The sequence below is a fragment of the Curtobacterium sp. MCBD17_028 genome, assembly GCF_003234875.1.
Lineage (GTDB): Bacteria > Actinomycetota > Actinomycetes > Actinomycetales > Microbacteriaceae > Curtobacterium.
On sequence record NZ_QKTQ01000004.1, the window covers coordinates 15,109 to 41,094 of the forward strand.

23 protein-coding genes are annotated in these 25,986 nt (G+C 71.2%); 6 read left to right on the top strand and 17 right to left on the bottom strand.

The window, feature by feature from the left end:
- The 3 genes from DEI86_RS06250 to DEI86_RS06260 form a co-directional block, all read right to left on the bottom strand.
- The gene (locus tag DEI86_RS06250; RefSeq protein WP_111013206.1) at window positions 1–384 is read right to left on the bottom strand and encodes a DUF2267 domain-containing protein; all 384 of its coding nucleotides are present in this window, start codon (window positions 382–384) and stop codon (window positions 1–3) included.
- A gap of 191 nt (window positions 385–575) precedes the next feature.
- Complete coding sequence (locus DEI86_RS06255) at window positions 576–1,250, bottom strand: ABC transporter ATP-binding protein (RefSeq protein ID WP_111036711.1); 675 nt, start codon at window positions 1,248–1,250, stop codon at window positions 576–578.
- A gap of 161 nt (window positions 1,251–1,411) precedes the next feature.
- Window positions 1,412–2,959, bottom strand: a complete 1,548-nt coding sequence (locus DEI86_RS06260) for an ABC transporter permease (protein ID WP_111049070.1) — start codon at window positions 2,957–2,959, stop codon at window positions 1,412–1,414.
- Window positions 2,960–3,161: 202 nt separating this feature from the next.
- Here DEI86_RS06260 and solA point away from each other — a divergent pair, with 202 nt between their 5' ends.
- Window positions 3,162–4,379, top strand: coding sequence for an N-methyl-L-tryptophan oxidase (gene solA / locus DEI86_RS06265; RefSeq protein ID WP_111013135.1), 1,218 nt, complete (start codon window positions 3,162–3,164; stop codon window positions 4,377–4,379).
- 72 nt (window positions 4,380–4,451) lie between these two features.
- Here solA and DEI86_RS06270 read toward each other — a convergent pair whose 3' ends face one another.
- The 5 genes from DEI86_RS06270 to DEI86_RS06290 all read right to left on the bottom strand — a co-directional run bounded on the left by DEI86_RS06270 (window position 4,452) and on the right by DEI86_RS06290 (window position 12,092).
- A complete protein-coding gene (locus DEI86_RS06270; RefSeq protein WP_111049071.1) occupies window positions 4,452–7,493 on the bottom strand; it encodes a glycoside hydrolase family 38 C-terminal domain-containing protein in 3,042 nt (1,013 codons plus the stop codon).
- Window positions 7,494–7,515: 22 nt separating this feature from the next.
- A complete protein-coding gene (locus tag DEI86_RS06275; RefSeq protein WP_111049072.1) occupies window positions 7,516–8,892 on the bottom strand; it encodes a glycosyl hydrolase in 1,377 nt (458 codons plus the stop codon).
- On the bottom strand, window positions 8,892–9,713 hold the full coding sequence (locus DEI86_RS06280) for a carbohydrate ABC transporter permease (RefSeq protein ID WP_111049209.1): 822 nt from the start codon (window positions 9,711–9,713) through the stop codon (window positions 8,892–8,894). Before DEI86_RS06280 ends, DEI86_RS06275 begins: the two co-directional genes overlap by 1 nt.
- A gap of 158 nt (window positions 9,714–9,871) precedes the next feature.
- A complete protein-coding gene (locus DEI86_RS06285) occupies window positions 9,872–10,750 on the bottom strand; it encodes a carbohydrate ABC transporter permease (protein WP_111010462.1) in 879 nt (292 codons plus the stop codon).
- 28 nt (window positions 10,751–10,778) lie between these two features.
- Window positions 10,779–12,092 carry a sugar ABC transporter substrate-binding protein gene (locus DEI86_RS06290; protein ID WP_111049073.1) on the bottom strand — a complete coding sequence of 438 codons (1,314 nt, stop codon included), beginning with the start codon at window positions 12,090–12,092 and terminating at the stop codon, window positions 10,779–10,781.
- Window positions 12,093–12,307: 215 nt separating this feature from the next.
- Between DEI86_RS06290 and DEI86_RS06295 the strand changes: the two genes are divergently transcribed.
- Window positions 12,308–13,381, top strand: coding sequence for a LacI family DNA-binding transcriptional regulator (locus DEI86_RS06295; protein WP_258376472.1), 1,074 nt, complete (start codon window positions 12,308–12,310; stop codon window positions 13,379–13,381).
- On the opposite strand, the gene DEI86_RS06300 is transcribed toward DEI86_RS06295, so the two are convergent.
- From DEI86_RS06300 to DEI86_RS06310, 4 genes are all read right to left on the bottom strand, one after another.
- Window positions 13,332–16,493: a GH92 family glycosyl hydrolase gene (locus DEI86_RS06300; RefSeq protein WP_258376473.1), complete on the bottom strand. Its 3,162-nt coding sequence runs from the start codon at window positions 16,491–16,493 to the stop codon at window positions 13,332–13,334. The two genes, DEI86_RS06295 and DEI86_RS06300, sit on opposite strands and share 50 nt — an antisense overlap.
- A gap of 130 nt (window positions 16,494–16,623) precedes the next feature.
- On the bottom strand, window positions 16,624–16,920 hold the full coding sequence (locus DEI86_RS06305; RefSeq protein ID WP_111013131.1) for a DUF4190 domain-containing protein: 297 nt from the start codon (window positions 16,918–16,920) through the stop codon (window positions 16,624–16,626).
- A 514-nt stretch (window positions 16,921–17,434) separates the two neighbouring features.
- A complete protein-coding gene (locus DEI86_RS16810; protein ID WP_258368604.1) occupies window positions 17,435–17,557 on the bottom strand; it encodes a hypothetical protein in 123 nt (40 codons plus the stop codon).
- Window positions 17,511–17,957, bottom strand: coding sequence for a hypothetical protein (locus tag DEI86_RS06310; RefSeq protein ID WP_111036679.1), 447 nt, complete (start codon window positions 17,955–17,957; stop codon window positions 17,511–17,513). The genes DEI86_RS16810 and DEI86_RS06310 overlap by 47 nt, the downstream gene beginning before the upstream one ends.
- A gap of 193 nt (window positions 17,958–18,150) precedes the next feature.
- Here DEI86_RS06310 and DEI86_RS06315 point away from each other — a divergent pair, with 193 nt between their 5' ends.
- The 3 genes from DEI86_RS06315 (at window position 18,151) to DEI86_RS06325 (ending at window position 20,014) form a co-directional block, all read left to right on the top strand.
- On the top strand, window positions 18,151–19,416 hold the full coding sequence (locus DEI86_RS06315; protein WP_111049074.1) for a kynureninase: 1,266 nt from the start codon (window positions 18,151–18,153) through the stop codon (window positions 19,414–19,416).
- A gap of 51 nt (window positions 19,417–19,467) precedes the next feature.
- Window positions 19,468–19,725: a hypothetical protein gene (locus tag DEI86_RS06320; protein ID WP_111036677.1), complete on the top strand. Its 258-nt coding sequence runs from the start codon at window positions 19,468–19,470 to the stop codon at window positions 19,723–19,725.
- A gap of 148 nt (window positions 19,726–19,873) precedes the next feature.
- The gene (locus tag DEI86_RS06325; protein WP_220037261.1) at window positions 19,874–20,014 is read left to right on the top strand and encodes a hypothetical protein; all 141 of its coding nucleotides are present in this window, start codon (window positions 19,874–19,876) and stop codon (window positions 20,012–20,014) included.
- Between the two features lie 347 nt (window positions 20,015–20,361).
- Here DEI86_RS06325 and nadE read toward each other — a convergent pair whose 3' ends face one another.
- Window positions 20,362–21,198, bottom strand: coding sequence for an ammonia-dependent NAD(+) synthetase (gene nadE / locus DEI86_RS06330; protein WP_111013127.1), 837 nt, complete (start codon window positions 21,196–21,198; stop codon window positions 20,362–20,364).
- Between the two features lie 172 nt (window positions 21,199–21,370).
- Between nadE and DEI86_RS16490 the strand changes: the two genes are divergently transcribed.
- The gene (locus tag DEI86_RS16490) at window positions 21,371–21,520 is read left to right on the top strand and encodes a hypothetical protein (RefSeq protein ID WP_181439714.1); all 150 of its coding nucleotides are present in this window, start codon (window positions 21,371–21,373) and stop codon (window positions 21,518–21,520) included.
- A gap of 327 nt (window positions 21,521–21,847) precedes the next feature.
- Here DEI86_RS16490 and DEI86_RS06335 read toward each other — a convergent pair whose 3' ends face one another.
- From DEI86_RS06335 to DEI86_RS06350, 4 genes are read right to left on the bottom strand one after another with little or no spacing between them, the layout of a single operon-like run.
- Window positions 21,848–23,044, bottom strand: a complete 1,197-nt coding sequence (locus DEI86_RS06335) for a glycoside hydrolase family 32 protein (RefSeq protein WP_181439715.1) — start codon at window positions 23,042–23,044, stop codon at window positions 21,848–21,850.
- 16 nt (window positions 23,045–23,060) lie between these two features.
- Window positions 23,061–24,161: a glycoside hydrolase family 172 protein gene (locus tag DEI86_RS06340; RefSeq protein ID WP_111049076.1), complete on the bottom strand. Its 1,101-nt coding sequence runs from the start codon at window positions 24,159–24,161 to the stop codon at window positions 23,061–23,063.
- Between the two features lie 13 nt (window positions 24,162–24,174).
- A complete protein-coding gene (locus DEI86_RS06345) occupies window positions 24,175–25,065 on the bottom strand; it encodes a carbohydrate ABC transporter permease (RefSeq protein ID WP_111010474.1) in 891 nt (296 codons plus the stop codon).
- Window positions 25,065–25,916: a carbohydrate ABC transporter permease gene (locus tag DEI86_RS06350; protein ID WP_111010549.1), complete on the bottom strand. Its 852-nt coding sequence runs from the start codon at window positions 25,914–25,916 to the stop codon at window positions 25,065–25,067. Before DEI86_RS06350 ends, DEI86_RS06345 begins: the two co-directional genes overlap by 1 nt.
- Between the last annotated feature and the right edge of the window lie 70 nt (window positions 25,917–25,986).

The window sequence follows — 25,986 nt, forward strand, 5'->3', positions numbered from 1 at the left end:
TCAGACCTTCAGGCGGAAGAGCGCGACGTACTCCTTCGGCAGCTGGGTCGTCACGTGGTCCCACACGCCCTTCGACACGGCCTCGTGCAGGACGGCGAACACGACGGTCGCACCCTCGAGCGCGGTGTCGGCGTCGACGCCCGCCCGTTCGGCCACGCGTCGGCAGAACTCGTCGGCCCCGAACCGCTCGGACGCCTCACCGTCGCGGAGGAGCGGCGTGCGGAGCTCCTCGGGCAGCTCCGCGGCGAGGTCGGCGGCCTCGCCCCCGCTGAGCCGCTCGGCCAACGTCAGGAGCGTCGCGTCCGTGATGGGCCGCGCCCGGGTGCGGGTGTGGGTGATGTCGGCTCGCTGTGCCACGAGGTCCACGAACTCTCCGGCGTCCATCGGTCCCTGCCGATCTCGCTCCGACGACGCCGCCGGGGACGGCGACGTCCGGTCCACGGTGTCGTTGTGCCCTGCAGTGTCGTCGGGACGCCTGCGGTGTCGTTCAGGTCCGGGCGCCGTCCCGCGGGCCTCGCCCACGGCGTGCCGATGCCCCCGCCTCCCTACCGAGACGGGGGCACCAGCGGTCCGTGTCAGATGTCGCGCACCTGCCCCTGCTCGATGCGGAGCCGGCGCTCGGCGCGCCGGGCGACCCACGAGTCGTGGGTGACGATCACGACGGTGAGCCCGCGGTCCCGCCACTGCCGCTCGATGAGCGACATGATCTCGTCGCGCGTGGCCTCGTCGAGCGCCCCGGTGGGTTCGTCGGCGAGCAGCACGCTCGGGTCCTTCACCAGTGCCCGGGCGATCGCGACGCGCTGCTGCTGTCCGCCGGACAGCTCGGCCGGCAGGTGGGACAGCCGCTCACCCAGGCCGACCTCCTGCAGTGCCGCAGTTGCTCGTCGGTGCACTTCGTCCCTCCCGACCCGCGCCAGCGAGCCGGCGAACGCCGTCTCGACGTTCTCGAGCGCGGTGAGCGTGGGGATCAGGTTGAACGACTGGAACACGAACCCGATCTCGGTGGCGCGGATGTCGGTGAGTGCGGCACCCCCTGCGGTCGAGAGGTCGTGGCCGCCGAGCCGGACCGCGCCCGAGGTCGGTCGGTCGAGCGCGCCGAGCATCTGCAGCAGCGTCGACTTGCCGCCGCCGGTCGGACCCTGGATCGCGACGAGCTGCCCCCTCGGGATCACGAGGTCCACGCCCGCGAGGGCCGTGACCTGCTTGCCCTTCTGCGCGTAGCGCTTCGTCACCCCGGTGAGCTGGTACATCGCCGCCGTGGGGTGGGCCGACGCGGTGCCGACCGTACGGGGTGCCGTGGTGGTCGGTGCCCCTGCCTCCGTGGTGTCGCCGGTCGTGGTGGTCATCGGGGCGCCTGCTTCCGTGGTGTCATCGGTCGTGGTGCTGATGGGCAGGGTGCGGCTGTCGGTCATCAGGCCACGCTCCGCAGCGCCGCCGCCGGACGCAGCCGGGAGGCCCGCCACCCGCCGAACACCCCGGACAGCAGTCCGCCGGTGATCGCCAGCCCGATCGCGACCACGATGATCTCGACCGTCACGGGGGCGTGGAGGACCACCTCCGTCGCCGAGGACGCAGCCCGACCGGCTGCGCTCGCCGCACCGTTCGCGGCGCCGGAACCGGCCGCCGCCGTCGCCGCGCTGCCGGGTCCTGCCCCGCCGGGGTCACCCGCGCTGGTGCTGCTGGAGGCGCTGGCGGAGATGGTGGGGGCGATGACGTTGATGACGAGGATGCCGACCAGGCCCGCGACGGCTCCGACGACGCCGCCGATGATGCCCTGGACGAACGACTCCCCGGCGACCTGCCGGGTGATGCGGCCGTTGGACCAGCCGATGGCCTTCAGGGTGCCGAACTCGCGGGTGCGGCGGCTGACGCCGGAGATCGTGAACAGGATGGCGATGAGGAACGCGGCGGCGAGGACCACGATCGACAGCCAGGTGCCGAGGTTCGACACGAGGCTCGACGCGGTCGAGAGGGACCCGGACACGCTCGATGCGAGGTCGGCCTCGGTGGAGACGGTCGCCTTGGTGAGCTTCTTCTCGAGCGCGGTCTTGATGTTGCTGACGTTCGAGGACGAGGTCGCCGAGACGTAGACCGAGGTCACCTTGCCGGTCTCACCGGACAGCTCCTGTGCGGTGTCGAGCGGGATGTACATGTCCGATGCGGTGCTCGAGGACGAGCTCGTCGACGCGACGATGCCGACCACGGTGAACGTCGTGTCGCCGATGGTGATGGTGTCGCCGACGGTCTTCGACTCGGTCTTCGCGTACGTCGTGTCGAGCACGACGACGTCCTTCCCGGCGTCCGAAGCCCTGAGCGCCCGACCCTTCGTCACCTCGGCGCTCGTCAGCGGGCCGACCGTGGTGCTCGACGTCGCGATGCCCTCGACGGTGGTCTGGTCGACGCTGAAGCTGCCGCCGCCGAAGCCGCCCGCGGGACCGCCGTCGGTCGACTGGCCCGAGCCCGAGGTGCCGGACCCCGCGGTGCCCGAGGACGACGAGCCCGAGGACGACGAGCCGGAGGTGCCCGACGACGACCCGGACGAGACCGAGCCCGAGAACGAGTTCTCGGTCAGCTGCAGCACGCCCGTGGCGGCAGCGACGCCCGAGGTGTTCGCGACCTTCGTCACCGTGCTCGCGGCCATCGTCGAGGTACCCCGCTGTACGGAGAGGGTCGACTGTGACAGGTTCGTCTTCCCGCTCGAGCCCGACGACGAGCCGGACCCCGAGCCGAAGTCGAAGCTCGGTGGTTTGCTCGACGACGCGGTCGCCGTCTTCGTCACGGTGATGTCGGTGCCGACGCCGTAGACCGACTCGAGCACGCTGGACTGCGCTGCCTTCACACCGCTCGAGATCGACGACACGATGATCACGAGTGCGATGGCCAACGCCATCCCGATCGCGATGATCACGGTCTGCTTCTTGCGGTTCGTGAGCTCGCGCCTCAGGTACGTCGTGAACATGGAGTCTCCTCGCCAGGGTCGGCTCCTGGTCTCCGGCTCGTGCGGTCGCACGGCGGGGCCGACTGCGATGACGCTACGAACGGGTCCTCGCCGCCACCTCTCGGCCTCCCGGGTGACCTCGATGAGCCTCCAGTGAGGTCGGTGAGAAACGACGGGGTCGGCTGGCGGATCTGCGGCATGATGCGTCTGCGATGATCACCGCATGGACGTCGGTCATCCCTCCACCGGTCGGTCGCGCGGGGCGACCGGGGGCTCCGGCGCCACGGACGCCGAGGTCCGCGTCCCGGGCACGGTCGTCGTCGGGCTCGGAGGCATCGGCTCGGCCGCCGCGTACCACCTCGCCGCACGGGGTGCGACGGTGCTCGGACTCGACCCGCGCCTCCCGGGTCACCGCGACGGTTCGTCGCACGGCCGGTCGCGCCTGGTGCGGCAGGCGTACGCCGAGGGCCCCGAGTACGTCGCGCTCACGACCGCCGCATGGAGGCTGTGGCACGAACTCGAGCAGGTGTCCGGCACCCGTCTGCTGACCGAGAGCGGCGTGCTCGCCGTCGCTCCGATCGGAGGAGCCCTCGTGGCGGACACCCTCGCCGCGGCCCGCGCGCACGGACTCCCCGTCGAGCACCTCACGGCGACCGCGATCCGTGATCGGTTCCCGGCATTCCGCGTCGCCGACGGCTGGGAGGGCGTCCTCGAGCGGGAAGCGGGATTCGTCGACCCCGAGGCGACGGTCCGCGCCCACCACCGACTCGCCCAGGAGCACGGCGCGGAGTTCCGCGCGGAACGCGTCGTCGACATCGCGTTCGGAGCGCACCCGCTCGTCCGCACCGACGTCGCCGCCTACCGCGCGGACCGGGTCGTGGTGGCGGCCGGACCATGGGCGCCCGAGCTGCTCGCCGCGACGGGCCTCCGGATCGTGGCCCGCCGCAAGGTGGTCGCGCACTTCGCGCCGACGAACCCCCGGGGTCTCGGGGCCGACGCCATGCCGGGCTTCTCCATCCAGCACGACGGGCACCTGTACTACGGGTTCCCGGACCACGACGGGCAGGGCGTCAAGATCGGCCGGCACGACGGTGGGGAGGACACGACCCCGGACACGATCGACCGCGTGGTCCGCCCCGACGAGGTCGCCGAACTCCGCGGTGTCCTCGAGCGGTTCCTGCCCGGGGCCGCGGGCGCGGACCTCGACGCGTACTCGTGCATGTACACGATGAGCAGCGACGAGGACTTCATCCTCGGCGCGCTCCCCGGGGCGCCGGCGTGCTTCGTCGCGACCGGCTGCTCCGGGCACGCGTTCAAGTTCGTGCCGGTGCTCGGCGAGGTGCTCGCAGACCTCGCGCTCGGGGTCCGGCCGCGGTACGACATCGGGTTCCTCTCGCCCGATCGCGCTGCGGCCCGGGCGAGCGCGGCCATCGACCGTTGACCGCGCCGCCCGACGTGGCCGCCCTCGGGCGGCGCGGTCGTCAGCCCCGGACCGCGCCGCCCGACACCGGCCTCAGCCCAGCGTGAACCGCAGCGTGCGGACCTCGAAGCCGCCGAGTGCGAGGTCGACCGTCGCGGGGTCGGTCGCCGCGACGGTGCTCGACGCGCCGGTGGTCGCCGCGTCGACGATCGCCTCCTCGAGCAGGGTGACCTCGGTGACGGCCGCGACGTCGGCGGCGACGGTCACGGTCCCGCGGGCACGACGACCCGCCGGCTCGTACACCCGGACGACGAGGTCGCCCGAGCGGTCGTCCGCGAGCTTGACGCTCGACAGCACGAGGTCGTCGGACACCGTCACGAGCGGGTCGAACCCGTGGTCGCCCGTCACGGTCCGGGCGTCGAGGTTGAGGAGCACGCCCTCCTCGGTCGCACCGGCCACCGACGTCCCGACGACGAGCCCGAAGCGGTGCGTCTGCACGCCCTGGTCCGTCTCGGGGTCGGGGAACCGCGGTGCACGGAGCAGCGACAGCCGGAGCGTCGTCGTGACGTCCCCGTCGACGGCGTCCCGGGTCATGTCGTACCCGTGGATCGAGTCGTTGACGAGCGCGACGCCGAAGCCCGGCTCCTCCGCGAGCACGTACCGGTGCATGGACGTCTCGAACTTCGCGGCCTCCCACGAGGTGTTGCTGTGGGTGACGCGCTTGTTCGCGCCGAACTGGGTCTCGGCGATCGTGTGCTCCGCGCGGACGTCGAGCGGGAACGCGACCTTGAGGAACTTCTCCGTCTCGTGCCAGTCGACGACCTGGGCGACCTCGAGCGTGCGTGACCCCGGCGCCAGGGACAGCGTCTGCTCGATCGACGACTCCGAGAACGACCGGCGGACGACGATCCGGGCGACGCCGTCGGCACCGGTCGACACGGTCAGCTCGTCGACCCCGCGGATGTCCTCGACCCGGTTGCGGTAGTAGCGGTCGACGTCCCACGCGTCCCACATGTTCGGGAAGTCCTGGTGGAGCTGCAGCAGGTTCCCCGCCTGGCCGGGCGCGATCGCGTCCCGCCCGGACCCGAGGTCGACCGCGGAGGTCACGAGCCCCTCGGCGGAGACCGTGATGCGGACGAGGTCGTTCTCGAGCACGTGGGCGTCGCCGTCCTCCGTGATGGTGACGGGAGCGACCTGCGGCACGGAGGCCGCGACGACCGCCCCGAGCGCGGGCGCCCCGCCCCGGGCGAACGGCGCGGGGTTCACCAGGACGGGGGTGTCCCCCTCGCCGACGAGCGCGCGGACGGCCTGCGCGATGATCGCCACGAGGGCGTCGGCGACGCGCGCGTACTGCTCGACGGCCTCGCGGTGCACCCAGGCGATCGACGTGCCGGGCAGGATGTCGTGGAACTGCTGCAGGAGCACCTGCTGCCACAGGGCGTCGAGCTCGTCGTACGGGTAGGCGAACCCGGTGCGGGCCGCGGCGGTGGCGCACCACAGCTCGGCCTCGATGAGCAGGTGCTCCGCGCGGCGGTTCCCCTGCTTGGTCCCGTGCTGCGACGTCAGGGTCGCACGGTGCAGCTCGAGGTAGAGCTCACCGACCCACACGGGCGGGTTCGCGAGCTCGCCGCGGGCACGCTCGAAGAACGCGTCCGGGTGCTCCCACGCGACCTGCGCGCTGCCCTCGAGGTCCGCCAGGCGCGCGGCCTTGCCGGTCATCTCGCGCGTGGTCCCGCCACCGCCGTCGCCCCACCCGACGGGCGCGATCGACCCGGACGCCAGGCGGTTCTCGCGGAACTGCCGCGACGCCTTCGCGACCTCGGAGCCGGACAGCTGGGAGTTGTAGGTGTCCATGGACGGGAAGTGCGAGAACACGCGGGACCCGTCGATGCCCTCCCACAGGAACGTGTGGTGCGGGAACTTGTTCACCTGGTTCCACGAGATCTTCTGCGTGAAGAACCACTCGAACCCGGCGCGACGCATGAGCTGCGGTAGGGCCGGCGAGTACCCGAAGCTGTCCGGCAACCAGACGCCCTTCGGCCGGATCCCGAACTCGCGCTCGAAGAACCGCTGACCCTGCGAGAACTGCCGGACGATCGACTCGCCGGTCGGCATCACGGTGTCCGACTCGACCCACATGCCACCGAGGGGCAGGAACCGACCCGCTGCCACGGCCTCCTTGACGCGCGCGTACACCTCGGGGCGGTGCTCCTTGATCCAGGCGTACTGCTGGGCGCTCGACATGCCGTAGACGAAGTCGTCGGTCTGGTCGATGAGCTCCGTCATCGACGAGGTGGTCCGCGCCACCTTGCGGATCGTCTCGCGCACGGGCCAGAGCCATGCGGAGTCGATGTGGGCGTGCCCGACGGCGGAGATCCGGTGGGCCGAGGCCTCGGCCGGGGACGCGAGCACGTCGGCGAGCGCCGCTCGGGCATCGGGCGCGGTCTCGGGGATGTGCTGCAGGTCGAGGGCGTCGAGGGCGTCGTCGAGCGCCTGCAGGATCCGCATCCGTCGCGGCCCCTGGGGCAGTTCGGCCTGGAGCTCGAGCAGCACCTCGATGTCGAGGGCGAGCTCGTGCACCTCGGCCTCGAACACGGTCAGGTCCATGCGGCGCGACGTGTACAACCGCCGTGACGACGACGTCTGGATGTCCCCTTCCTGCGTCGGGAGGAAGGGGTGGTAGTCGAGCAGCACGGGGTTCGACGCGCCCTCGAGGTACAGGTCGACGAGCTCGCCGCCCTCGGCCTGCTCGGTGACGAGGACCCACTGGTTGCGCGGGTTGATCGACTTCACCGGGCTGCCGTCCGGTCGGTAGACGAGGCCCTCGCACTGGAACCCCGGCATGTTCACGTCGAACCCGAGGTCGATGAGCGCCTCGACCCGACGTCCGGCCCACTGCTCGGGCACGGTCCCGGTGACGTGGAACCAGGTGGTCCCCCACGCGGCGCCCCACGACGTCCCGACCTCGTACGGTCGGTAGGCGAGCGCGAGGCCCTCGGCGGGGGTGATCGGCTCGCCGGGGAGCTCGTTCCACTCGACCGTCAGCGGGACCGCCGTCGCGTGCACGGCCGGCAGGATCCGTTCGTCGAGGACCCGGCGCGCTCGGCCGATGGTGAGGGGGATGTCGTCGTGCATCAGTGCCTTCCGGATGAGGTGGTCAGGGCATCGTGGCGGGGTGCGCCACGGCGGTGTGGACGGCGCGGGTGTCCGCCGGGACGTCGTGCAGCGTGCGGATGCCGCGCTCGGCCAGGAGTCCGGAGTCTCCCGCGCGCGAGCGCAGGACGACCTGCGGTCCGCGGCCGAGCGACTCGGCCAGCGCGACCCAGGCGAGCGAGAACCGGCCCCCGGGGGCGGCCGTCGCGCGGACGTCCGGGGCGCGACGGCCGTCGGGCAGGACGTCGTCGAGGACGAGCGCGTCCGTCGGCGGCGCGAGCCGCTCGAGTGCCGCGCCGGCACCGTCACCGAACGCGCGGGCGAGCTCGGCGAATCGCTCGCCGGTCGGCTTGCGGCGTCCGTCGTTCGTGAAGAGTCCGAGGTCGTACTCGAGCTCGGGGAAGTCGGCGAGCGACCGCGCGACGTCGTGCGAGCACCACCAGGTGATGCCGAACAGCTGCTGCACCTCGACCGCGTGCCGGATCGTGCCCTCGAGGAACGCCGGGGCGTCGTCGACCGGGACCACGTTCGTCGGGGCGCCGACCTCCTGGAGCCAGTTCGGGCGCTCCGCGGTCCGGTTCCACGCCGCGGCGAGCTGGAGCAGGTACTCGCCGTGCCGGACGGATCCGGTGCCGAGCGGACCGTGCACGCGGGCGGCCCCGTTGAACACCCACGAGTGCGTGACGGTCATGTCGCCGTGCTCGGCCGCGTGCTCCGGACCGAACGGCTGCGCGTCGTCGTACCAGGCGGCGTCGTACTGCGCGACCGTGACGGACGGGGCGGCCGTGCGCCGGGCCTCCCGGCCGACGCCGGACGGGAGACCCGGAGCCGGGACCGCGTCCGGCACCGGTGCGCCGAGCCCGCGGCGCGCCGCCGCGACCATCGTCGCGAGCCAGTCCCCGGCCTCCCGGTCGGTGACCGCGTGCGGCGTGGGGTGCGGGGCGTGCGCGAACTGGTTCAGCTCGTTGCCGAGCGTGACGCCGAGCAGGTTCGGCCGGCCGGCGAGCGCCGCGGACAGCGCCTGCACGTAGTCGGCGGTCGACGCGACGACGTCCGGGTCGGTGAACACGTTCCGACGATGCCAGCTCTCGAGCCACGACGGCACGAAGTCGAAGCTCGACAGGTGCCCCTGCAGCGCGTCGACGTTGACGTCGAGCCCGAACGACGCGGCGATGTCGACGACCGTCGCGACGTCGTCGAGCGCCGACGCCCGGATGAGCGTCCGGTTCGGCTGCACGAGTGGCCAGAGCGGGAACACGCGGACGTGGTCGACGCCCAGGCCGGCGATCTGCTCGAGGTCACGCGCCACCGCGGACGGCGAGAAGTCGAGCCACGAGTGGAACCAACCCTCGGCGGGCGTGTAGTTGACGCCGAAGCGCATCAGCCCTTGACCCCGCCCTCTTCGACGCCCTTGAAGAAGAAGCGCTGGAGCACCGAGAAGATCACCGCGATCGGGATGAACGCGATCATCGTGCCCGCCGCGATGAGGCGCTGGTCGTTCGAGAACGTGCCCTGCAGGTACTGGAGTCCGACGGTCAGGGTCAGCTTGTCCGGCGTCTGCAGCACGATGAGCGGCCAGAGGAAGTCGTCCCACGCGCCGATGAACGAGAAGATCGCGATGACGGCGATCGTGCCCTGCACGGCGGGCAGCGCGATGAACCGGAGGCGCTGCCACGAGTTCGCGCCGTCCATCACGGCCGCCTGGTCGATCTCCTCGGGGATCTGCCGGAACGCGTTGTACATGAGCAGCACGTTGAGCGCGGCGATCATCCCCGGCAGGGCGACGCCGACGAGCGAGTCCGCGAGCCCGAGGTCCTTGATCGTGACGAACTGCGAGACGATCGTGACCTCACCGGGGAGCACGAGCGTCGCGAGGAACAGCCCGAGCACCACCTTCTTGCCCCGGAACTGCAGGCGGGCCACGGCGAACCCGGCGAGCGTGGCGAACACGACGTTGCCGACCACGTCGAGCGCGGCGACGACGAGCGAGTTCCCGATGTAGGTGAACACGGGGATCGCGTCGGCGACCTTGACGTAGTTGAGGAACGTCGGCTGGCTCGGTACGAACTCCGGCGTCTGCGTGTAGATGTCCTCGCCCGCGCCCTTGAGCGAGGTCGACAGCTGCCACAGGAACGGCCCGATGGTGATGAACAGCACCACCACGAGCAGCACGTAGCGGAACACCTTCTCCTTCGTGCTCATGGTGCCGAAGGTGCGGCTCCGGCGGCGGCGCCCGTCCGGGCCGACGCGCCGGGTCCGTCCCGTCCCTCCCGGTCGGGAGGCGCGGCTGCCGCCCGCAGCGTTCGCTGCGGTCCCGCGGTCTCCGGAGACGACCGGTTCGGACGTCGTCGTCGTGTTCGTCACTGCTCCGCCTTGTTGTTGATGCGTGCGAGGACCAGCATCGGCACGAGCGTGACGACGAAGAGCAGGATGCTCAGGGCCGACGCGTAGCCGAGGTTGCCGGTGAAGCCGCGGGCGTACTCCTGGATGAGGCTCACGAGTGACTCGTCCTGGCCGCCGGGGCCGCCCTTGCCGTTGGTGAGGACGTAGAGCTCCGAGAACACCCGCAGCGCCGAGACGCACACGAGGATCCCGACGAGCGTCATGGTGCCGCGGACGCCCGGCATGGTCACGCTCCAGAACCGGCGGACGGCGCCGGCCCCGTCGAGTGCCGCGGCCTCGTGCAGGTCCTTGCCGACGTTCCCGAGCGCCGCCAGGAAGATGATCATGTAGTAGCCGAGGCCCTTCCACACCGTCAGGCTGATCGCGCTGAAGAGCACGAGCCATCGGTCGGTGAGGAACGGGAGCGGCCCCTGGATGACGTGCAGGCTCTGGGCGACCTCGTTCACCACGCCGCGGTCGTCGAGGATCCAGGTCCAGATGAGCCCGACGACCACCGCCGACGCGATGACGGGCGTGTAGTACGCGGTCCGGAAGAACGCGATCCCGGGCAGGTTCTTCTCGACCAGGAGCGCGATGAGGAGCGGGAGGATCGTCAGCAGCGGCAGGCAGATCGCCATGTAGACGACGCTGTTGAGCAGCGCCTGCCACACCTGGGGGTCGGCGAGCAGGGTGCTGAAGTTCTTCAGCCCCACCCACGCGCTCACCCCGCCGAGCGGGCTGGCGTTCGTGAACGACAGCCGCACGGTGTTGATCGACGGCCAGAAGCTGAACACGAGCAGCCACACCAGGGCCGGCGCGATCAGGATCCACGGCGTGTACCAACGGTTCGCTCGCATGGCGATCCTCCCTCTCCTGGTAGTGGCGTCAGCCGTTCGCGAGCAGGGTGTTCATCTTGGTCTGCGCGGTCTGCAGCGCCTTCATGCTCGTGGTCTGGCCCTTCATGGCGAGCGCGATCTGCTGGTCGAGGAACGTCGTCATGGAGTCGTTCGCCTCGACCGGCGTCAGGTTCTTCGCCGTCTTCAGTGCCGTGTTCGCGAGGACGCGGGCCTTGCCGTTCTCGGTGCCGTCGTCCTTCGAGAAGAACGGGTCCGACTGCGAGGACTTCGTCGACGGGAAGATGTTGACGAGCTTGGCGAAGGCCTTCTGGTTCGCGGCGTTCGTCATGAACTGGGCGAACGCGTTCGCGGTGGCGAGGTGCTTCGACTTCTGCGACACGCTGAGGCCCTGTACGTACAGCGGCGGGGTGTCGAGCGCCGGCGAGACGACGACGTCGTTCTTGAGCGACGGGTTGTTCGTCTCGAAGTCGCTGAGCGAGGACGCGCCACCCGTCGTCCAGGCCACCTTGCCCTGCGTGAACAGGGTCGAGTTGCCGAGGTAGTCGGAGTTGAGGACCGACGACGGCATGTAGCCGTTCTGGTACGCGGTGGCGTACTGGTCGATGAGCGACGCCGCCTTTTTCGTGGCGAACGTGAACTTCGTGCCGTCGCTGTTGAGCACCTTGACGCCGGCGAGGGTGAAGTCGCTCAGCGTGGGCTTGCGGCTCATCAGGTAGTCGTTCGGGCAGTGCTCGTGCATGGTCTTGGCCTGCGCGAAGAGCTGCTGCGTGGTCGCCGGCGGCTTCGACGAGTCGAGACCGCACTGGTCGAGCATCGACTTGTTCCAGAAGTCGACGTCCGTGTTGAGGTACCAGGGGTACCCGTACACGCCACCCTTCGTCTCCTTGTAGTCGTAGGCGTCGACCGAGCCCGCCGTGTAGGTGCTCCGCAGCGAGCTGTCGGCCTTGCTGACGTCCTCGAGGATCCCGCGCTTCGCCAGGGGCAGCGCGATGTCCGGGGGCAGGTTGACGACGTCCGGCAGGGTGTTCGACGACGCCTGGCTCAGGACCTTGTCGGAGTAGCCGTCGCCGGGCTGGTCGACGAGCTTGACGGTCGTGCCGGGGTGCTTCTTCTCGAACGCCGCGATCACGCCCTTGAGGTACCCCGTGAACTTGGGCGTCAGCGCCCAGGTCTGGAGCGTGATCGTGCCGGTGACGTCGCCGCCGGCGCTGCTGCCGCCGCTGTTGCTGCCCGCGGAGCAGCCGGTCAGGACGAGCGCGGCCGCCGCGGCGGTCGCCAGGCCTGCGGCGAACGTCGCTCGCCTCCGGCCGGAGGTGGGTGCTGTGGTGGTACGACGTGACATTGCGTGGACTCCCTTGTTCGCCGCAGCAACTGAAGCGGTTCAGATCCGCCATCAGTCGCGGCATCGCTACCGCTGTTGCAGGTGAGCATGAAGGACTAAAGCGCTATAGTCAAGCCGCGGCGTGTCCCCGGTCGTTCGCCGCGGCGACACCCGGTGGTCACTCGCCGGGCGGGGTGCCATTCGCCAACGGGCGCGGGTGCCGCCATGATGAGCGCGTGGACGACGAGGGGGCCGGTGCAGCGACGATGCCGCAACCGAAACGGGTGACGATCGCCGAGATCGCAGCACGGGCCGGCGTGTCCACGGGAGCGGTCTCGTTCGCACTGAACGACCGGCCGGGTGTCTCGGCGGCCACCCGGTCGCGCATCCTCGAGGTCGCCCGCGAGCTCAACTGGCGTCCCCACTCGGCCGCGCGGGCCCTCGGCGGCGCCCGCGCCGGCACCATCGGGTTCGTGCTCAACCGGCCCGCGCGCACGCTCGGGACGGAGTCGTTCTTCGGCGACCTCATCTCCGGGATCCAGCTCGGCCTCGCCGGGACCCACGTCGGGATGAACCTCCTCGTCGCGCGTGACGTCGACGAGGAGCTCGAGACGTACCGCGAGTGGTGGAGCGGGCACCGCGTGGACGGCGTCGTGCTCATCGACCCGCGAGCCGACGACCCCCGCCTCGCGTTGCTCGCCGAACTCGGCCTGCCCGCCGTCGTCGTCGGCTCGCATCCATCGCCGCCGGGCACCTGGCCCACCGTGTGGATCGACGACTCGGACGCCGCGGACACCGTGTTCGGGTACCTGCACGCGCTCGGCCACACCCGCATCGCGCACGTCGCCGGGCCACCGCAGTTCGAGCACACGGCCATGCGCGCCGCGGCGCTGCAGCGATTCGCCCGGGAGGCCCGGCTCGAGTCCGCCGAGTCGTTCACCACCGACTACTCGTCGGACGCCGGCGCCGCGATCACCCGGACCCTGCTCGTCGGCCCGCGCCGCCCCACGGCGATCGTCTACGACAACGACGTGCTCGCCGTCGCCGGGCTCGGTGTCGCCGCCGAGATGGGGGTCCCCGTGCCCGACGACCTGTCGATCGCGTCGTTCGACGACTCCGCGATGGCGCGGCTCGTCCGGCCCGCGCTCACGACCCTGACCCGCGACACCGTCGAGCTCGGCGAGCGTGCGGCCCGACTGCTGCTCGAGCAGGTCGAGGCCGGGCCCCCGCTGACGTCGCGCCCCGGCCCCGCCCTGACGCTCAGCGTCCGGGAGTCGACCGCGAGGCCGCGACGACCTCGAGCTGGGTGAGCCCGACCGGCCGCGACGCCGTGAACCGGATCGCACCGCGCTCGACCCCGCCCGCGATCCGGAACACCCGGGTCTGCGCGGCCCAGGCGAACTCCTCGCCGACCCGCTCGTCCGCCGTGGCGACCCGGCCGTCCGCGTCGACCCACGCCACCGTCCACCCGTACGTCCCCGGCTCGGCCACCGTGACGGTGTACAGCGACGCGGCCGCGACGGACACCGGCACCTCGACGTGTTCCCCCGCGGCGAGCCGCACGACGCTCCGCCCGGTGTCGTCGGTGACCGGCGACGCGCCGACCGGCAGGACGTCCGTGGGCGTGTCCGCGAAGCCGTGGAGCTCGGACGCCGACACCGGGCGCGACCCGGCGGCCCACCCGAGCGGCTCGTCCGACAGCGTGAACACCACGTGCGCGCCGCGGGCGATCACGGCGTGCGGGATCGACACCGACTCCCACGGTTCACCGTCGACGGTGACGGACGCCACGTACGGGCCGCGGCACGGCCCCGCGACCTCGACGACCGTCGTCGCGTCGCCCAGGTGCAGCTCGGTCCGTCGGACGGTCGGCGGGACGAGCACGTAGGTCCCGGTCGCGGGCGCGAGCGGGTACAGCCCGATCGTGACGAACACGTACCAGGCGCTCATCTCGCCGTTGTCCTCGTCGCCCGGGTACCCCTGGCCGAGGTCCGATCCGACGAACAGGCGCGTGACGCACTCGCGGAGCGTCGCGTGCGCGTCGTCGTGTCGGCCGGCCCACATCGGTGCGAACGGGATGTGGTGCGCCGGCTGGTTCGACAGACCGAGCATCCCCATGCGGACGTCCCGCGCCTCGGTCATCTCGTGGATCGCGAACCCGTACGAGCCGGAACGGTCCGTCGCACCGGTCTCGCCGGCGGCGCGGAACCGGGCCATCGCGGCGAGGAGCCCCTCCGGCCCGCCGTGCAGGGCCATGACACCGGCCCCATCGTGCGGGGCGGTGACCATCGTGCCCCACGCGTTCGTCTCGGTGTAGTCCGTCCCCCACTCCGCCGGGTCGAACGCCTCGCCCTCGACCCGCCAGTCCCCGTCGGGACGACGGCCGACGAAGAACCCGAGCCCCGGGTGGAACACGTTCCGGTACTGCAGGGACCGCCGGGCGAACCACTCGGCCTCGGCGTCGAGTCGTTCCGCCTCCGACGAACCGGGCACGGCGCGGTCGGCGAGCAGCCGCGCCATGACCGCGAGCCCCCAGTCGTTGATCGCCGCGTCGAGGGTCCACGACATCCCCTCGTGCGTGTCGGTGTCGACGTACCCGCGGAACGCGCCCGGGAGGATCCCCTTGCGTCCCACACGCGGGTCCGGTGACGGCACGGTCGCGTTGCGCACCGCGCTCCGGTACGCCGTCGCGAGGTCGAACCCCGGGACGCCCTTGGCCGCGAGGTCCGCGAACACGGTGTCACTCGTCGTGCCGGTCATGACGTCCTCGGCACCGGGGGCGCTCCAGCGGGGCGTCCAGCCGCCGTCGCGGTGGTGCTGCACGAAGCCCTCGGCGAGCGCCCCGGTCCGCTCGGGTGCGAGGAGCGCGAGCAGCGGCCACGCCGTGCGGTAGGTGTCCCAGAACCCGTTCGTCGTCGTGAACGGCCCCGACCCGACCTCGGGACCGGGCTCGTCGCGGACGGGGGTGTCGAGGACCGCGCCGTAGGGCGAGCGGTAGCGGGGCTCGCCGGTCAGCGCGGTCTCCCCGGCGGTGTTCGGGTACAGGAACAGCCGGTACAGGCCCGAGTAGAGCGACACGAGCTGGTCCTCGGAGGCACCCTCGAACGACATCGTGGCGAGCGCCGCCGACCACCGCCGCTCGGCCTCGGCGCACATGGCGTCGACGTCGCCCGCAGCGCGCAGGTTCGCGGCCGCGTCCTCCGCCGACACCGTCGAGATCCCGAGGAGCACGTCGACCGGAGCCGTCCCGTCGACGACGAACCAGCCACCGAGCCGGCCCTCCTCGACGGTCGTCCGGTCCGCCACCACGCCGTGGACGCGGAGGTGCACGTGGTGCGGCGGTGTCTGCGGCCGGTCGTCGAGGAGCGCGTCGACGACCCCGACGCCGTCCTCGACCCGCACGGACGCCGAGCGGACGACGCCGTGGTGGTCGAGCACCACCGATGCACGCTCCCCCGGGAAGGTGAACCGGAACCCGAGGGCGAACTCCCCCGCCGTCATCTCCGCGGTCACCCCGCCGTCGAACGCGACCCGGTAGCGGTGCGGGCCGGCGACCTCGTCCGCGCGGTCGAACGGCAGCGCGCGGGCCGTGCGGTCAGTGTCCGGCTCGACGAGCGGGTTCGGCATGATCTGGAACACCCCGCGGTCGCCCATCCACGGCGAGGGGATGTGGGACGTGGCGAACGCCTGGAGCGCCGGCCGGCCGTCGCCGTCGACGTGCTCGTGGTACGCGTACGGCCAGCGAGGATCGGACGCGTCGGTCATGGGCAGCCCGAACACGCCGCCGTGCGGGACCGCCACGAGCGGCGCCGTGTTCCCGCGCGAGAACCGCGACGAGGCGTGCGTCCCCCGGGTCGTCACGACGTGGTCGAGCGGCCGGGAGGCCCGGGGCGGCGCCGTCACGATCCGCACGTCGTCGAGCCAGCCCCGTAGCGGTGCCGCCGCGCCGTCGGCGGCGACCCGGTCGGCGCGGCCGAGCCGCGCCTCCAGACGGTCCACCGTGCGCCCGGCGAACGGCGTCAGGTCGACGGTGCGGCGGTTCCACTGGTCCACCCAGAGCATGCGCGCGTCGTCCTGCGCCTCCGGCGTCATCGGGACCGCGTACTGGTCGCGCGCTGACGCGGAGGCACGGCTGCCGTCCGTGAACACGACGTCGAGCGCGAAGGCGGTCGCGTCCCAGAACCCGTCGAGGTCGGCCTCGGTCGGCTCGGCGCGACCGGCCGGCAGCACCCGCTCCGGGAACCACACCCAGGTGAGCCGGTCGCCCGCGGCCACCGGCCGCTCGGCCGCGAACGGGACCTCGGCGACCGCCTGGTCGGGGCCGTGTCGCTCCACCAGGTACGCCTCGGCGGAGGAGAACCCGACCCCGTTCCGCGCCGCCACCGCCGTCGTCGGACCGCTGCTCCGCACCAGTGCTCGCATCGGGCCAGCCTACGAGCCCGGGCACGGCCACCGCCGACCACCATCCCCACGAGCGACGTGACGATGCGGAACGTCTACTCGCGGAGCGGTGACCGGCGCCGTGACATGGGAGTGAGGCTCCGACGCGGGGTCAGTGGTTGACGAAGAAGAAGTAGTGCTGCAGGCCGAAGACGAGCGCGAGGATGCCCCACACGACGCCGATGACGCCGAGGACGATGCCCGCGATCGCCTGGCCGTGACCGCGCTCCCCCTTGGCCGGCGAGCGACGCAGGCCGACGACGCCGAGGACCAGGGCGACGAGGCTGAGGACGCCCCAGAAGCTGATGACGAGGCCGACGATGCCGATGACGAGTGCGGAGATGGCGACGCCGTTGCGCCGTCCGGAGTCTGCGGTGCCGTACCGCTCGGGCTGGGTGTTGGTGACCATGGGATCGGGCTCCTCGGTGTCGTGGTCGGTCAGATGACCTGAGGAAAGCACCGGTTGGAGCGCAGCGTTCCTGGTTCTCAGCGAACGGGGTACAGCGAGGGGGACTTCGCCAGCCAACGGGGGACGTTCCGACCGGCACGAGCACCACGGCGTCACCGTCACGTGCGGGGGTGGTGCGCGTGCCCGAACAGACACCGACTGACCAGGACGAGTCCGTGCTCGCGATCCGCGAGGGCCGCTTCGGCGGACCGGGGACTCCGAGCCCGTGCAGGACGCGACGGCCTCGACTCCGCAGGCGGTGACGGCCCTCGGCGCCGCCGCTCCGTGGTACACAACGGGGTCCCTCGGTGCCGGCGCGACCTCCGTGCTGTCGGTCTCGGCGATCACCCGCGCACGGCACCGGACCCGCAGCGAGTGGGGCGATCGAGATCGGGGACGGCCCCGGCAACCCCTGACGGACACGGGCCCGGGCGGTCGGCTCCTCGCCGGCCGCCGGGGCCCGTGCTCGCGCGGATCAGCGTCGCGCGATCGGCTCCTCGCCGTGGTTGATGAGGCCGAGCCACGCGCCGAACCGGCGTCCGCTCACGACCTCACGCTCGTCGGTCTGCTGCTGTGGGTCCACCACGGGTCGCTGCATCGGTGCTCCTGTCGTTCCTGACGAGGTACAACCGGACCGGGCGATGCGCATTCCCGCGCAGCGTGATCCGGCGACGCATGAGTTCGCCGTAGGGCACGGGGAGCGTCTGTCGCACCCCGCCGAGCAGCACCATCGTGCCGTCGACGCGGACCACGTCGAAGCCCGCCATCGTGAGGTCCGCGGTCGGTGTCGGCCCGAGCGCGTCGATCACGACGTCGGCGTCACCCTCGACCGTCGCGGCGATCGCCGACGCGTCCGCAGCGCGGTCGCCGACGGACCGGACCGTCCGCACGCGCGGGTCGAGTGCGGCGAGCCGCTCGAGGCTGGAGGCGTTGCGTCCAGCCAGGCCGGCGTCAAACGGGTCCGCACACGGTCGGGGCGTGTCCAGCACCTGGCGCATGCGTCGTTCCTGGTGCCCGACCAGCCCGAGCAGACGCTGACGATCTATCGGCAGATCTGAGGCTCGGGCCGCTGCGACCGCACATCGGCGTCGGCCGGACGGCCCGGGGACGGAGCGCGGCCCCCCGCGACGCCGTACGCTGGCTGTCCGGCGCTCGGGTCCTGACCGCCGACCGCATCGAGGAGTCCCTGACATGACCGACCAGACGTCCGTCGACGACGACCGGGTCGGCAGCGACGCTCCACGGGCGACCACACCCGATTCGCTCGAACTCGACCGCACCGACCCGCTCGCCGAACACGTCGCCGCGTTCGTCCCGAGCACGGAGGTCCGCGCGTACCTCGACGGCAACTCCCTCGGGCGGCCGCTCCTCGCCACCGCCGACCGGCTGCAGCGATTCGTGACGCACGACTGGGGCAGTCGCCTCATCCGCTCGTGGGACGAGCAGTGGATGACGCTCCCGCTCGAGCTCGGCGACCGGATCGGTGCCGTGTGCCTCGGCGCCGCGGCGGGGCAGACCGTCGTCGCGGACTCCACGACGGTGCTCCTGTACAAGACGATCCGCGCCGCCGTGGCCGCGCGGCCCGACCGCACCGAGATCGTCATCGACGACGACGACTTCCCGACCGACCGCTTCGTCGTCGAGGGCATCGCCGCCGAGTGCGGGCTCTCGGTGCAGTGGATCGCGGCCGACCCGGTCACCGGTGTGACGGTCGAGCAGGTCGAGGATGCTGTGTCCACGTCGACCGCGGTGGTCGTGCTGAGCCACGTCGCCTACCGCTCGGGCGTCATCGCCGACGTGCCCGGCATCACCGCGGCGGCACACGCGGTGGGCGCGCTCGTCCTCTGGGACTTGTGCCACTCGGCCGGCGTCGTGCCGACGTCGCTCGACGCGTGGGACGTCGACCTCGCCGTCGGCTGCACCTACAAGTTCCTCAACGGCGGCCCGGGCTCCCCCGCGTTCGCCTATGCCGCCGAGCGGCTGCAGGCCGACCTGCGGCAGCCGATCCAGGGGTGGATGGGCGCCGCCGACGTGTTCAGCATGGCTGACGGTTACACGCCCTCGCCGGGGGTGCGCCGGCTCGTCAGCGGGACGCCGCCCGTCGTCGGCATGCTCGCGATGCAGGACATGCTCGACCTCCTCGAGCGGGTCGGCATCGACGCGGTCCGCGCGAAGTCCGTCGCGCTCACCGAACACGCGATCGCGCTCGTCGACGACCTGCTCGCCCCGTTCGGCGTCGTCGTCTCCAGCCCCCGCGACGCCGACGTCCGCGGCAGCCACGTGACGATCACGCACCCGGCGTTCCGCGAGGTGACCGCGGCGCTCTGGGCGCAGGACGTCATCCCCGACCACCGGAACCCGAACGGCATCCGGCTCGGCCTCTCACCCCTGTCGACCACGTTCGCGGAGGTCCGACTGGCCGTCGAGGCGATCCGCGCCGAGCTCGCCGGGCGGTAGGAGCGCGCACGCCGCGTCGTTCCCGGTACGGTCAGCCCCGGGGGTGGTGCCGTGCCGGGACAGACCGCGGACGACGGCCGGTCGACACCGGCCGCGCGCATGGACTCGTCCGCACACATCGACTCGTCGCTCGCGATCCACGACGGCCGTTTCTGCGGACCGCCCGTCGACCACCGCCGGGCGATCGCTCGATCGGTCCTCTGGTTCCTCGGTGCCGCGGGCACCGTGCTCCTCGTGTGTCTGCTCGTCGAGCATCATCGGCTTCGTCGCTCGTTCGCCCTCGCGCGCCGGGCGGTCCCGGCCTCCTGACCGGCGCCGCTCGGACGACCGCGTCCCGCTCCACGCCGTCGAGTTCTGCGGCGTCCCAGTACCCTGCCGACGTGATCCCTGCCGGCTGGACGATCAACCACTTCTCCCTGAGCAATCCCGAGGGGAAGGGGCAGGGCACGTCCCGGAGTTGCTTCGTCGGCTCGCCGACGCCATCGACAGCCTCGGTGACGTCGACGTGCAGGGCGTCACCTTCAGCAGCAAGGTGACCGACGGCGAGGATGACCTCACCATGACGGTCTACTACCACCGGGAGCCGCGGCGACGGTAGGGCACCGTTCATCGAAGGACGACGGACGGACATCGCGACACAGCCGGGCCGGAGCGTCGATCCGAACTGCGTGTCCCTTGCTCGAAGACCCCGGTCTCTCACAGAGGGCCGAAGTCGGATCGGCGGCGCAGCGCTATCGCCCGCGCGAGCGGACGAAGAGCACGGCGGCGATGGCCAACACCACGATGATCCCCGCGACGAACAGCCATGGAGGAACGCCCGCGCCGTGCTGAGGGCTCACCGGCGCAGCCGCGAGGCTCACTGCTCTCACTCGATCGACCACCGGCATGTCCCCTCCTGTTCCCGACACGGTTCGTCGTGCGCGGCCTGACCAGCTCTGACGCGCCCTACGGTCGCGGGCTCGCCCCGCCCCACCACGTGTCGAACGGCGTCGCGGGCACGCGGCGCTTGTGCTCGGTGGCCCGGTAGCGGGTCTCGATCGCCTCGGCGACCTCCTCGGGCACGTCGTGCCCCTGCAGGTAGGCGTCGATCTCGGCGTAGCTGAGGCCGAGGTTCGCCTCGTCGGTCTGACCGGGCAGGTCGTCGAGCAGGTCGGCCGTGGGCGCCTTCTCGTAGAGCCGCGCCGGCGCGCCGAGGTGTTCGAGGAGCTGACGGCCCTGGCTCTTCGTCAGGCCGGTCAGCGGGGTGATGTCGACGCCGCCGTCCCCGTACTTCGTGAAGAAGCCGGTCACGGCCTCCGCGGCGTGGTCGGTGCCGACGACGAGCAGACCGCGCTGCCCGGCGACCGCGTACTGCGCGACCATCCGCATGCGGGCCTTGACGTTGCCCTTGACGAAGTCGCTCAGGGCGGTGCCCGACTCGGCGACGTCCTGGACGACGCCGTCGACCCCGTGCTCGATGTTCACGGTGATGCCCGGGTCGGCGGCGATGAAGCGGAGCGCGAGCTGCGCGTCGTCCTCGTCGGCCTGCACGCGGTACGGCATGCGCACCGTGGTGAACTCGGCCGGATGCCCCTCGGCCCGGAGCGACTCGACGGCGAGCTGGCACAGACGCCCGGCGAGCGAGGAGTCCTGACCGCCGCTGATCGCGAGCACGAAGCCCTTGGCGCCGGTGGCGAGCAGGTAGTCCCGGAGGAAGGCGACACGGCGCGCCACCTCCTGCTCCGGGTCGATGACCGGCTGGACGTCGAGGTCGGCGGCGATGGCCGCTTGGAGTTCACGCACGGAACCAGTATCCCGCCGTCGGCGCCGCGGCACCCAGGGTCCTGCGCTCCCGGGTGCGTCGTGGGCGACGGCCCGTCGACCGTGCTCGCGCATGACGCTTGCGCCCCCCGGCCCCTTCGGGCACGCTCAGTTCGGAGCCCCGAGGACAGGGCGGGCTGGCGAAGGGCGCGGCGTGGAATACCGACTCATGAACGAGTACACGGTGGACTGGCCGATCTGGCGCGACGACGGCGGAGCGCCGGAGGGCGAGCCCGAGCTGTCACAGCGGCTGGCAGCCCAGGTCCGGGACTGGGCGGCGACGTTCAACGAGCTGTACTCGTAGAAGACCGGGTGGCCGGACGCGCGGACCTGTCAGGCACAACGCGCCGAGGGCGAGCACCTGGCCGCGGCCATCGCTCGGGAACTCGGCCCGGACGACTCGATCGAGCTCGACTTCTGGGAGACCGCCCACGCCGGCCGGAACGAACGGGGAACGCGGCGTCGCTGACGCTGCCAGGCGAGTGGCGGCGCCGGGCCCGTGAGCTCGATGGAGTGACGGCTCACCGGCGCACGTCGGCGGTGGACCGCGGTCCGGGCCGCTGCACCACAGCCGGGAGCGGTCCCCACGAGCACCGCCATGATGCACGGGTTCGGCGAGGACCGGCGGCACTCATCCGCCTTGGGCGGTCGAGGACCTGTCGGTCGGGATCGCACCGCCGAGGATCGAACCAGCGTGAGCCAGCTCGAGGATCGGGCCGTCGACCACGACCAGTGCGCCACCCTGCCGGCGCGGCATGGCCGAACGCTGACCGTCGACGAGGAACTCGAGCTCGGTCGGTGTCGCTCGGAGCGACCAGGATCCGTCGTCCGCCGCACGTTCCAGATCACCGTCGACGGCCGGATCCCAATGGATCAGGGTGCGTCCGTTGGTCGATCCAGCCAACCCGCGGCCCAGGAGACGTTCGACGCTGCCGTGCATGTCCAGCCGGAGATCGCCGTCGATCACCGAGAGCCCCCAGGGGAGACTGTGCGCCCCGACCCAGGCCCCGTCGGGGTCCGCCACGTGCCGCATCCAGAAGGTGATGCAGGGCAGGCCGTCCGCATCGTGATAGACGGTCGGGGCGTAGTAGCTCGATCCGTAGGCGAGCGTTCCCCACCGCTCGACGTCGAACTTGCCGCCGTGCCAGCGGCCGATCCCGTACGCGGTGCCGTACCCGGTGTCCGCAGCCCAGACGCTGAACATCAGCACGTCATGCCCGTCGACGGTGATCAGTTGTGGACACTCCCACAGTTCCCCCGTCCAGATCGGAGTCTGAGCGAGGGTCGATCGAGAGGCAGCGACACCGTCGAACTGCCAGTCCGTGAGGTCCACCGACGAGAACGAGAGCAGGCCGGCGACCCCGTCGGCCATGGCGCCACCGACCAGCATCCGCCAGCACCCGTCGTCCTCGAAGACGAACGGATCACGGAACGCGGTCAGTCCCAGCCCCTCGGGAGGCTCGACGACGACCGGCCCCTTGCTCCATCTGTCGAGGGAGCGGTCCTGCGTCGTCGCGACCCGGACGGTCCCCATCGCGGTGTCGGCCCCGGCCACCGACGTGTAGAACGCCAGGTGCGTGTCTCTGCCCCCGTCGACGATGCTGCCGGTCCAGATCCCGTCGTCTCCGTCGCCCGGCGCGATCGCGATCGCCCTGGGTCGCAGCGACATGAGATCAGGGCCCGCCGCGTGCCCCCAGTGGATACCGGTCTCCCACTCGGTGCTGCCCGGGACGTACTGGTAGAACGCGTGGTACTCGCCGTTGGCGTGGACGAACCCGTGGGGGTCGTTGATCCACCCGCCCGCGGTGAAGTGCAGCTGCGGTCGCATGGCGTGCAGCTCCTCGTCAACGCGGCCGACGCGCGGAGGCGTCGGGGAACGTCGGGTAGGCCGCGTGCGGTTCGACTTGGTACCAGTACGCGGTCGTGCTGATGTCATCCGCACGCTCGAACAGTCCGTGCTCGGCGGCGCCGATCTGTTGCAGCGTGACCCGGAGCCGCTCTCGGAACGCGATCGGGTCCGGCAGATGCCACCGGTACAGGGCGTGTGACGGCGGCATCGCCTGCCAGAAGGGCGACCCCTTCGACTCGTCCACCCGAGACACGTGCGGGTAGCCGAAGTACGGTGCGCTGAACGGCATCGGGTTCGGGTCCGGATGCTCGCGGAGCTCGTCCTGGAACGCCCAGGCACCGCCTGCGTAGTCCTCGAGTCCAGTACTGCAGAGCGTGGGGAACTCGTCGTCGCCGTCGAGGTAGAACTTGACCTCGCCCTCGCCCCACCAGTAGCGCTCGAGTTGCGACAGGGCGACGTAGGTGCCGACGTAGTGGCCGCGTCCGGCGACGCCGTCCAGGATCACGTGGTCCTCCCCGAGGGCGGTCGTCGCGTTGCTCCGGCGCCACTGCGCGTGGAAGCGGGCGAGGTCGTCGGGGTGCTCGTCGCCGACCGTGTAGTCGATCTGGAAGAACACCGCGCCGATCTCGTCGGGGTGTTCGCTCTCGAGGGTGATGCGCGCGGACTCGCGGAACGGCATCGGGAAGTAGGAGTTCATGCCGCCGGTGGGCGCGACGACGATCGGGATCGAGGTGACCAGAGCCCTGGCACCGAACCCGTTGCAGAAGAAGTCACCGAGGGGGACCTCGACGGAGGGGGCGCTCTCGCCGTCCCAGTACGCGCGGAGTACGAGGTTCCGGAGCACGAAGGCACCGCCGTCGGTACGGTCCGGCACCGTGATCCAGATGTGCCGGATCGTTCCTGGCCCGACGATGTCGGCCAGCGTGATGGTCTCGCCGGCGGCGATCGGAACGAATGCGGTGCCCTTCCGGCCGGTCCCGAGGGCGGACGGGGTCCGTGCGCCTGCTCCTCGTTCGCCGGTCGGGTTCTCGGCGTTGATGGACCGGCTCTCGATCCGCTTGGGGGCGGAGAGGACGGTGTCCCAGGAGAACGACATGTGTGTGGGTTCCTTACTTGACGGCGCCTGCGGTGATGCCGCGGGTGAGGGAGCGCTGGAAGATGATGAAGAAGATCAGCGTCGGCAGGAGCGACAGCAGCGAGCCGGCGTTCTGCTCGGTGATGTCGGTCGAGAGCTGACCCTGCAGTGTCGACAACGCGATCGGGATGGTCTGCGCCGACGGGTCGGTGAGCATGATCACGGGGATGTAGAACTCGTTCCACGTCCAGATGAAGAAGAAGATCACCAGGACCGAGAGCGTCGGTCGCATGACCGGGAACACGACGCGCCACAGGATCTGCCACCGGTTGGCCCCGTCGAGGGCTGCGGCCTCGAGCAACGACGGCTCGAACGTGCCCATGATCGACCCGAGCAAGTAGGTGCCGAAGGCGGCCTGCAGGACCGAGAAGATGATGATGACCGACCAGATCGACCCCTGGAGGCCGACCGCCTGCGCACCGTAGAACAGCGGGTAGATGATCGACTCCTGCGGGAGCATCGTCGAGAACAGCAGGACGGCGGTGATGACGGTGCCACCACGGATCCGGCCGATACCGATCGCGTACGCGGCCAGCAGGGCGATGACCACGCCGAGGATCGCGACGATCCCCGAGATGAGGATCGAGTTGACCAGCGCGACCGGGAAGTCGACGTCGGCGAGGTACTTCGCGAAGGCTGCGGTGGTGAACTGCTCTGGCCAGGCGAACGGGCCGTTGGCGGAGTAGTCGGCGCGCGTCTTGAAGGCGTTGAGGATGAGGACCAGGAAGGGCGCGGCGAGGACCACCCCGACGAGCACCGCGACCGCGAGGAGGAGCCATCGCACGGGACTCCTCCGTGTTCGCCGCGCGGAGGGTGGTGCCGGTGCTGTCGCTGGGGTCGTGGAGGTACCGATCGTTGCGGTCATCAGCGTTCCGCCCTTTCGATGCTGACGCGCTGCCACCAGAGGATGAGCGAGGCGATGATGAGGATCAGGATGGTCAGGACGGTCGCGATCGAGGAGCCGTATCCGACGCGGGAGAGCTGGAAGAAGTTGAGGTACGAGTAGTACGACGGCACGTAGGTCGAACTCTCGGGACCGCCCCCGGTGAGGATGAGGACCGGGGCGAACACCTTCAGGGCGCCGACCGTCGCCGTGAGGATCACGATGAAGACCTCGGGTCGGATCTGCGGGATGGTGATCGCTCGGAACCGGCGCCACCAGCCGGCGCCGTCGACCTCCGCGGCTTCGAGCAGCTCCGGGTCGACCCGCTGCAGCCCGGACATGAAGATCACGACCGGGTACCCGATCTGCCCCCAGATCAGCACGATCATGATCGAGTACAGGGCGAGGTGCGGGTTGCCCAGCCAGTCGGGACCGTTGATGCCGACGGTGCTGAGGAGCGTGTTGATCGCACCGCTCTGCGCCCCGAGGACCCAGCTCCAGATGACTCCGGCCACGGCCACGGGAACGATCTGCGGCAGGTAGTACGTAGCACGGAGGAAACTCGCCACCCGTGGGCCGAACTTCCGGCCGAGGTAGTCGAACAGCAGCGCGGCGAGCACGAGGCCGATCGCCGTCGGGATGACGACGATCGCGACGATCATGTAGATCGAGTTCTTGAACGACGACCAGAAGAGCTCGTCGTGGAGCAGGGCCTCGTAGTTGCCGAGCCCGACGAAGTGGAACGGCGCCAGACCGCCCTTCCACTCGAACAGGCTGAAGAACAGGTTGCAGGCGAAGGGCACCAGGACGATGGCCGCGAAGCCGACGCCGATCGGGAGCAGGTACCAGTAGTAGGAGGCCGACCGTGGCCGCCGCGGTGTTGCCCGCCTGGTCGCGGGCTGC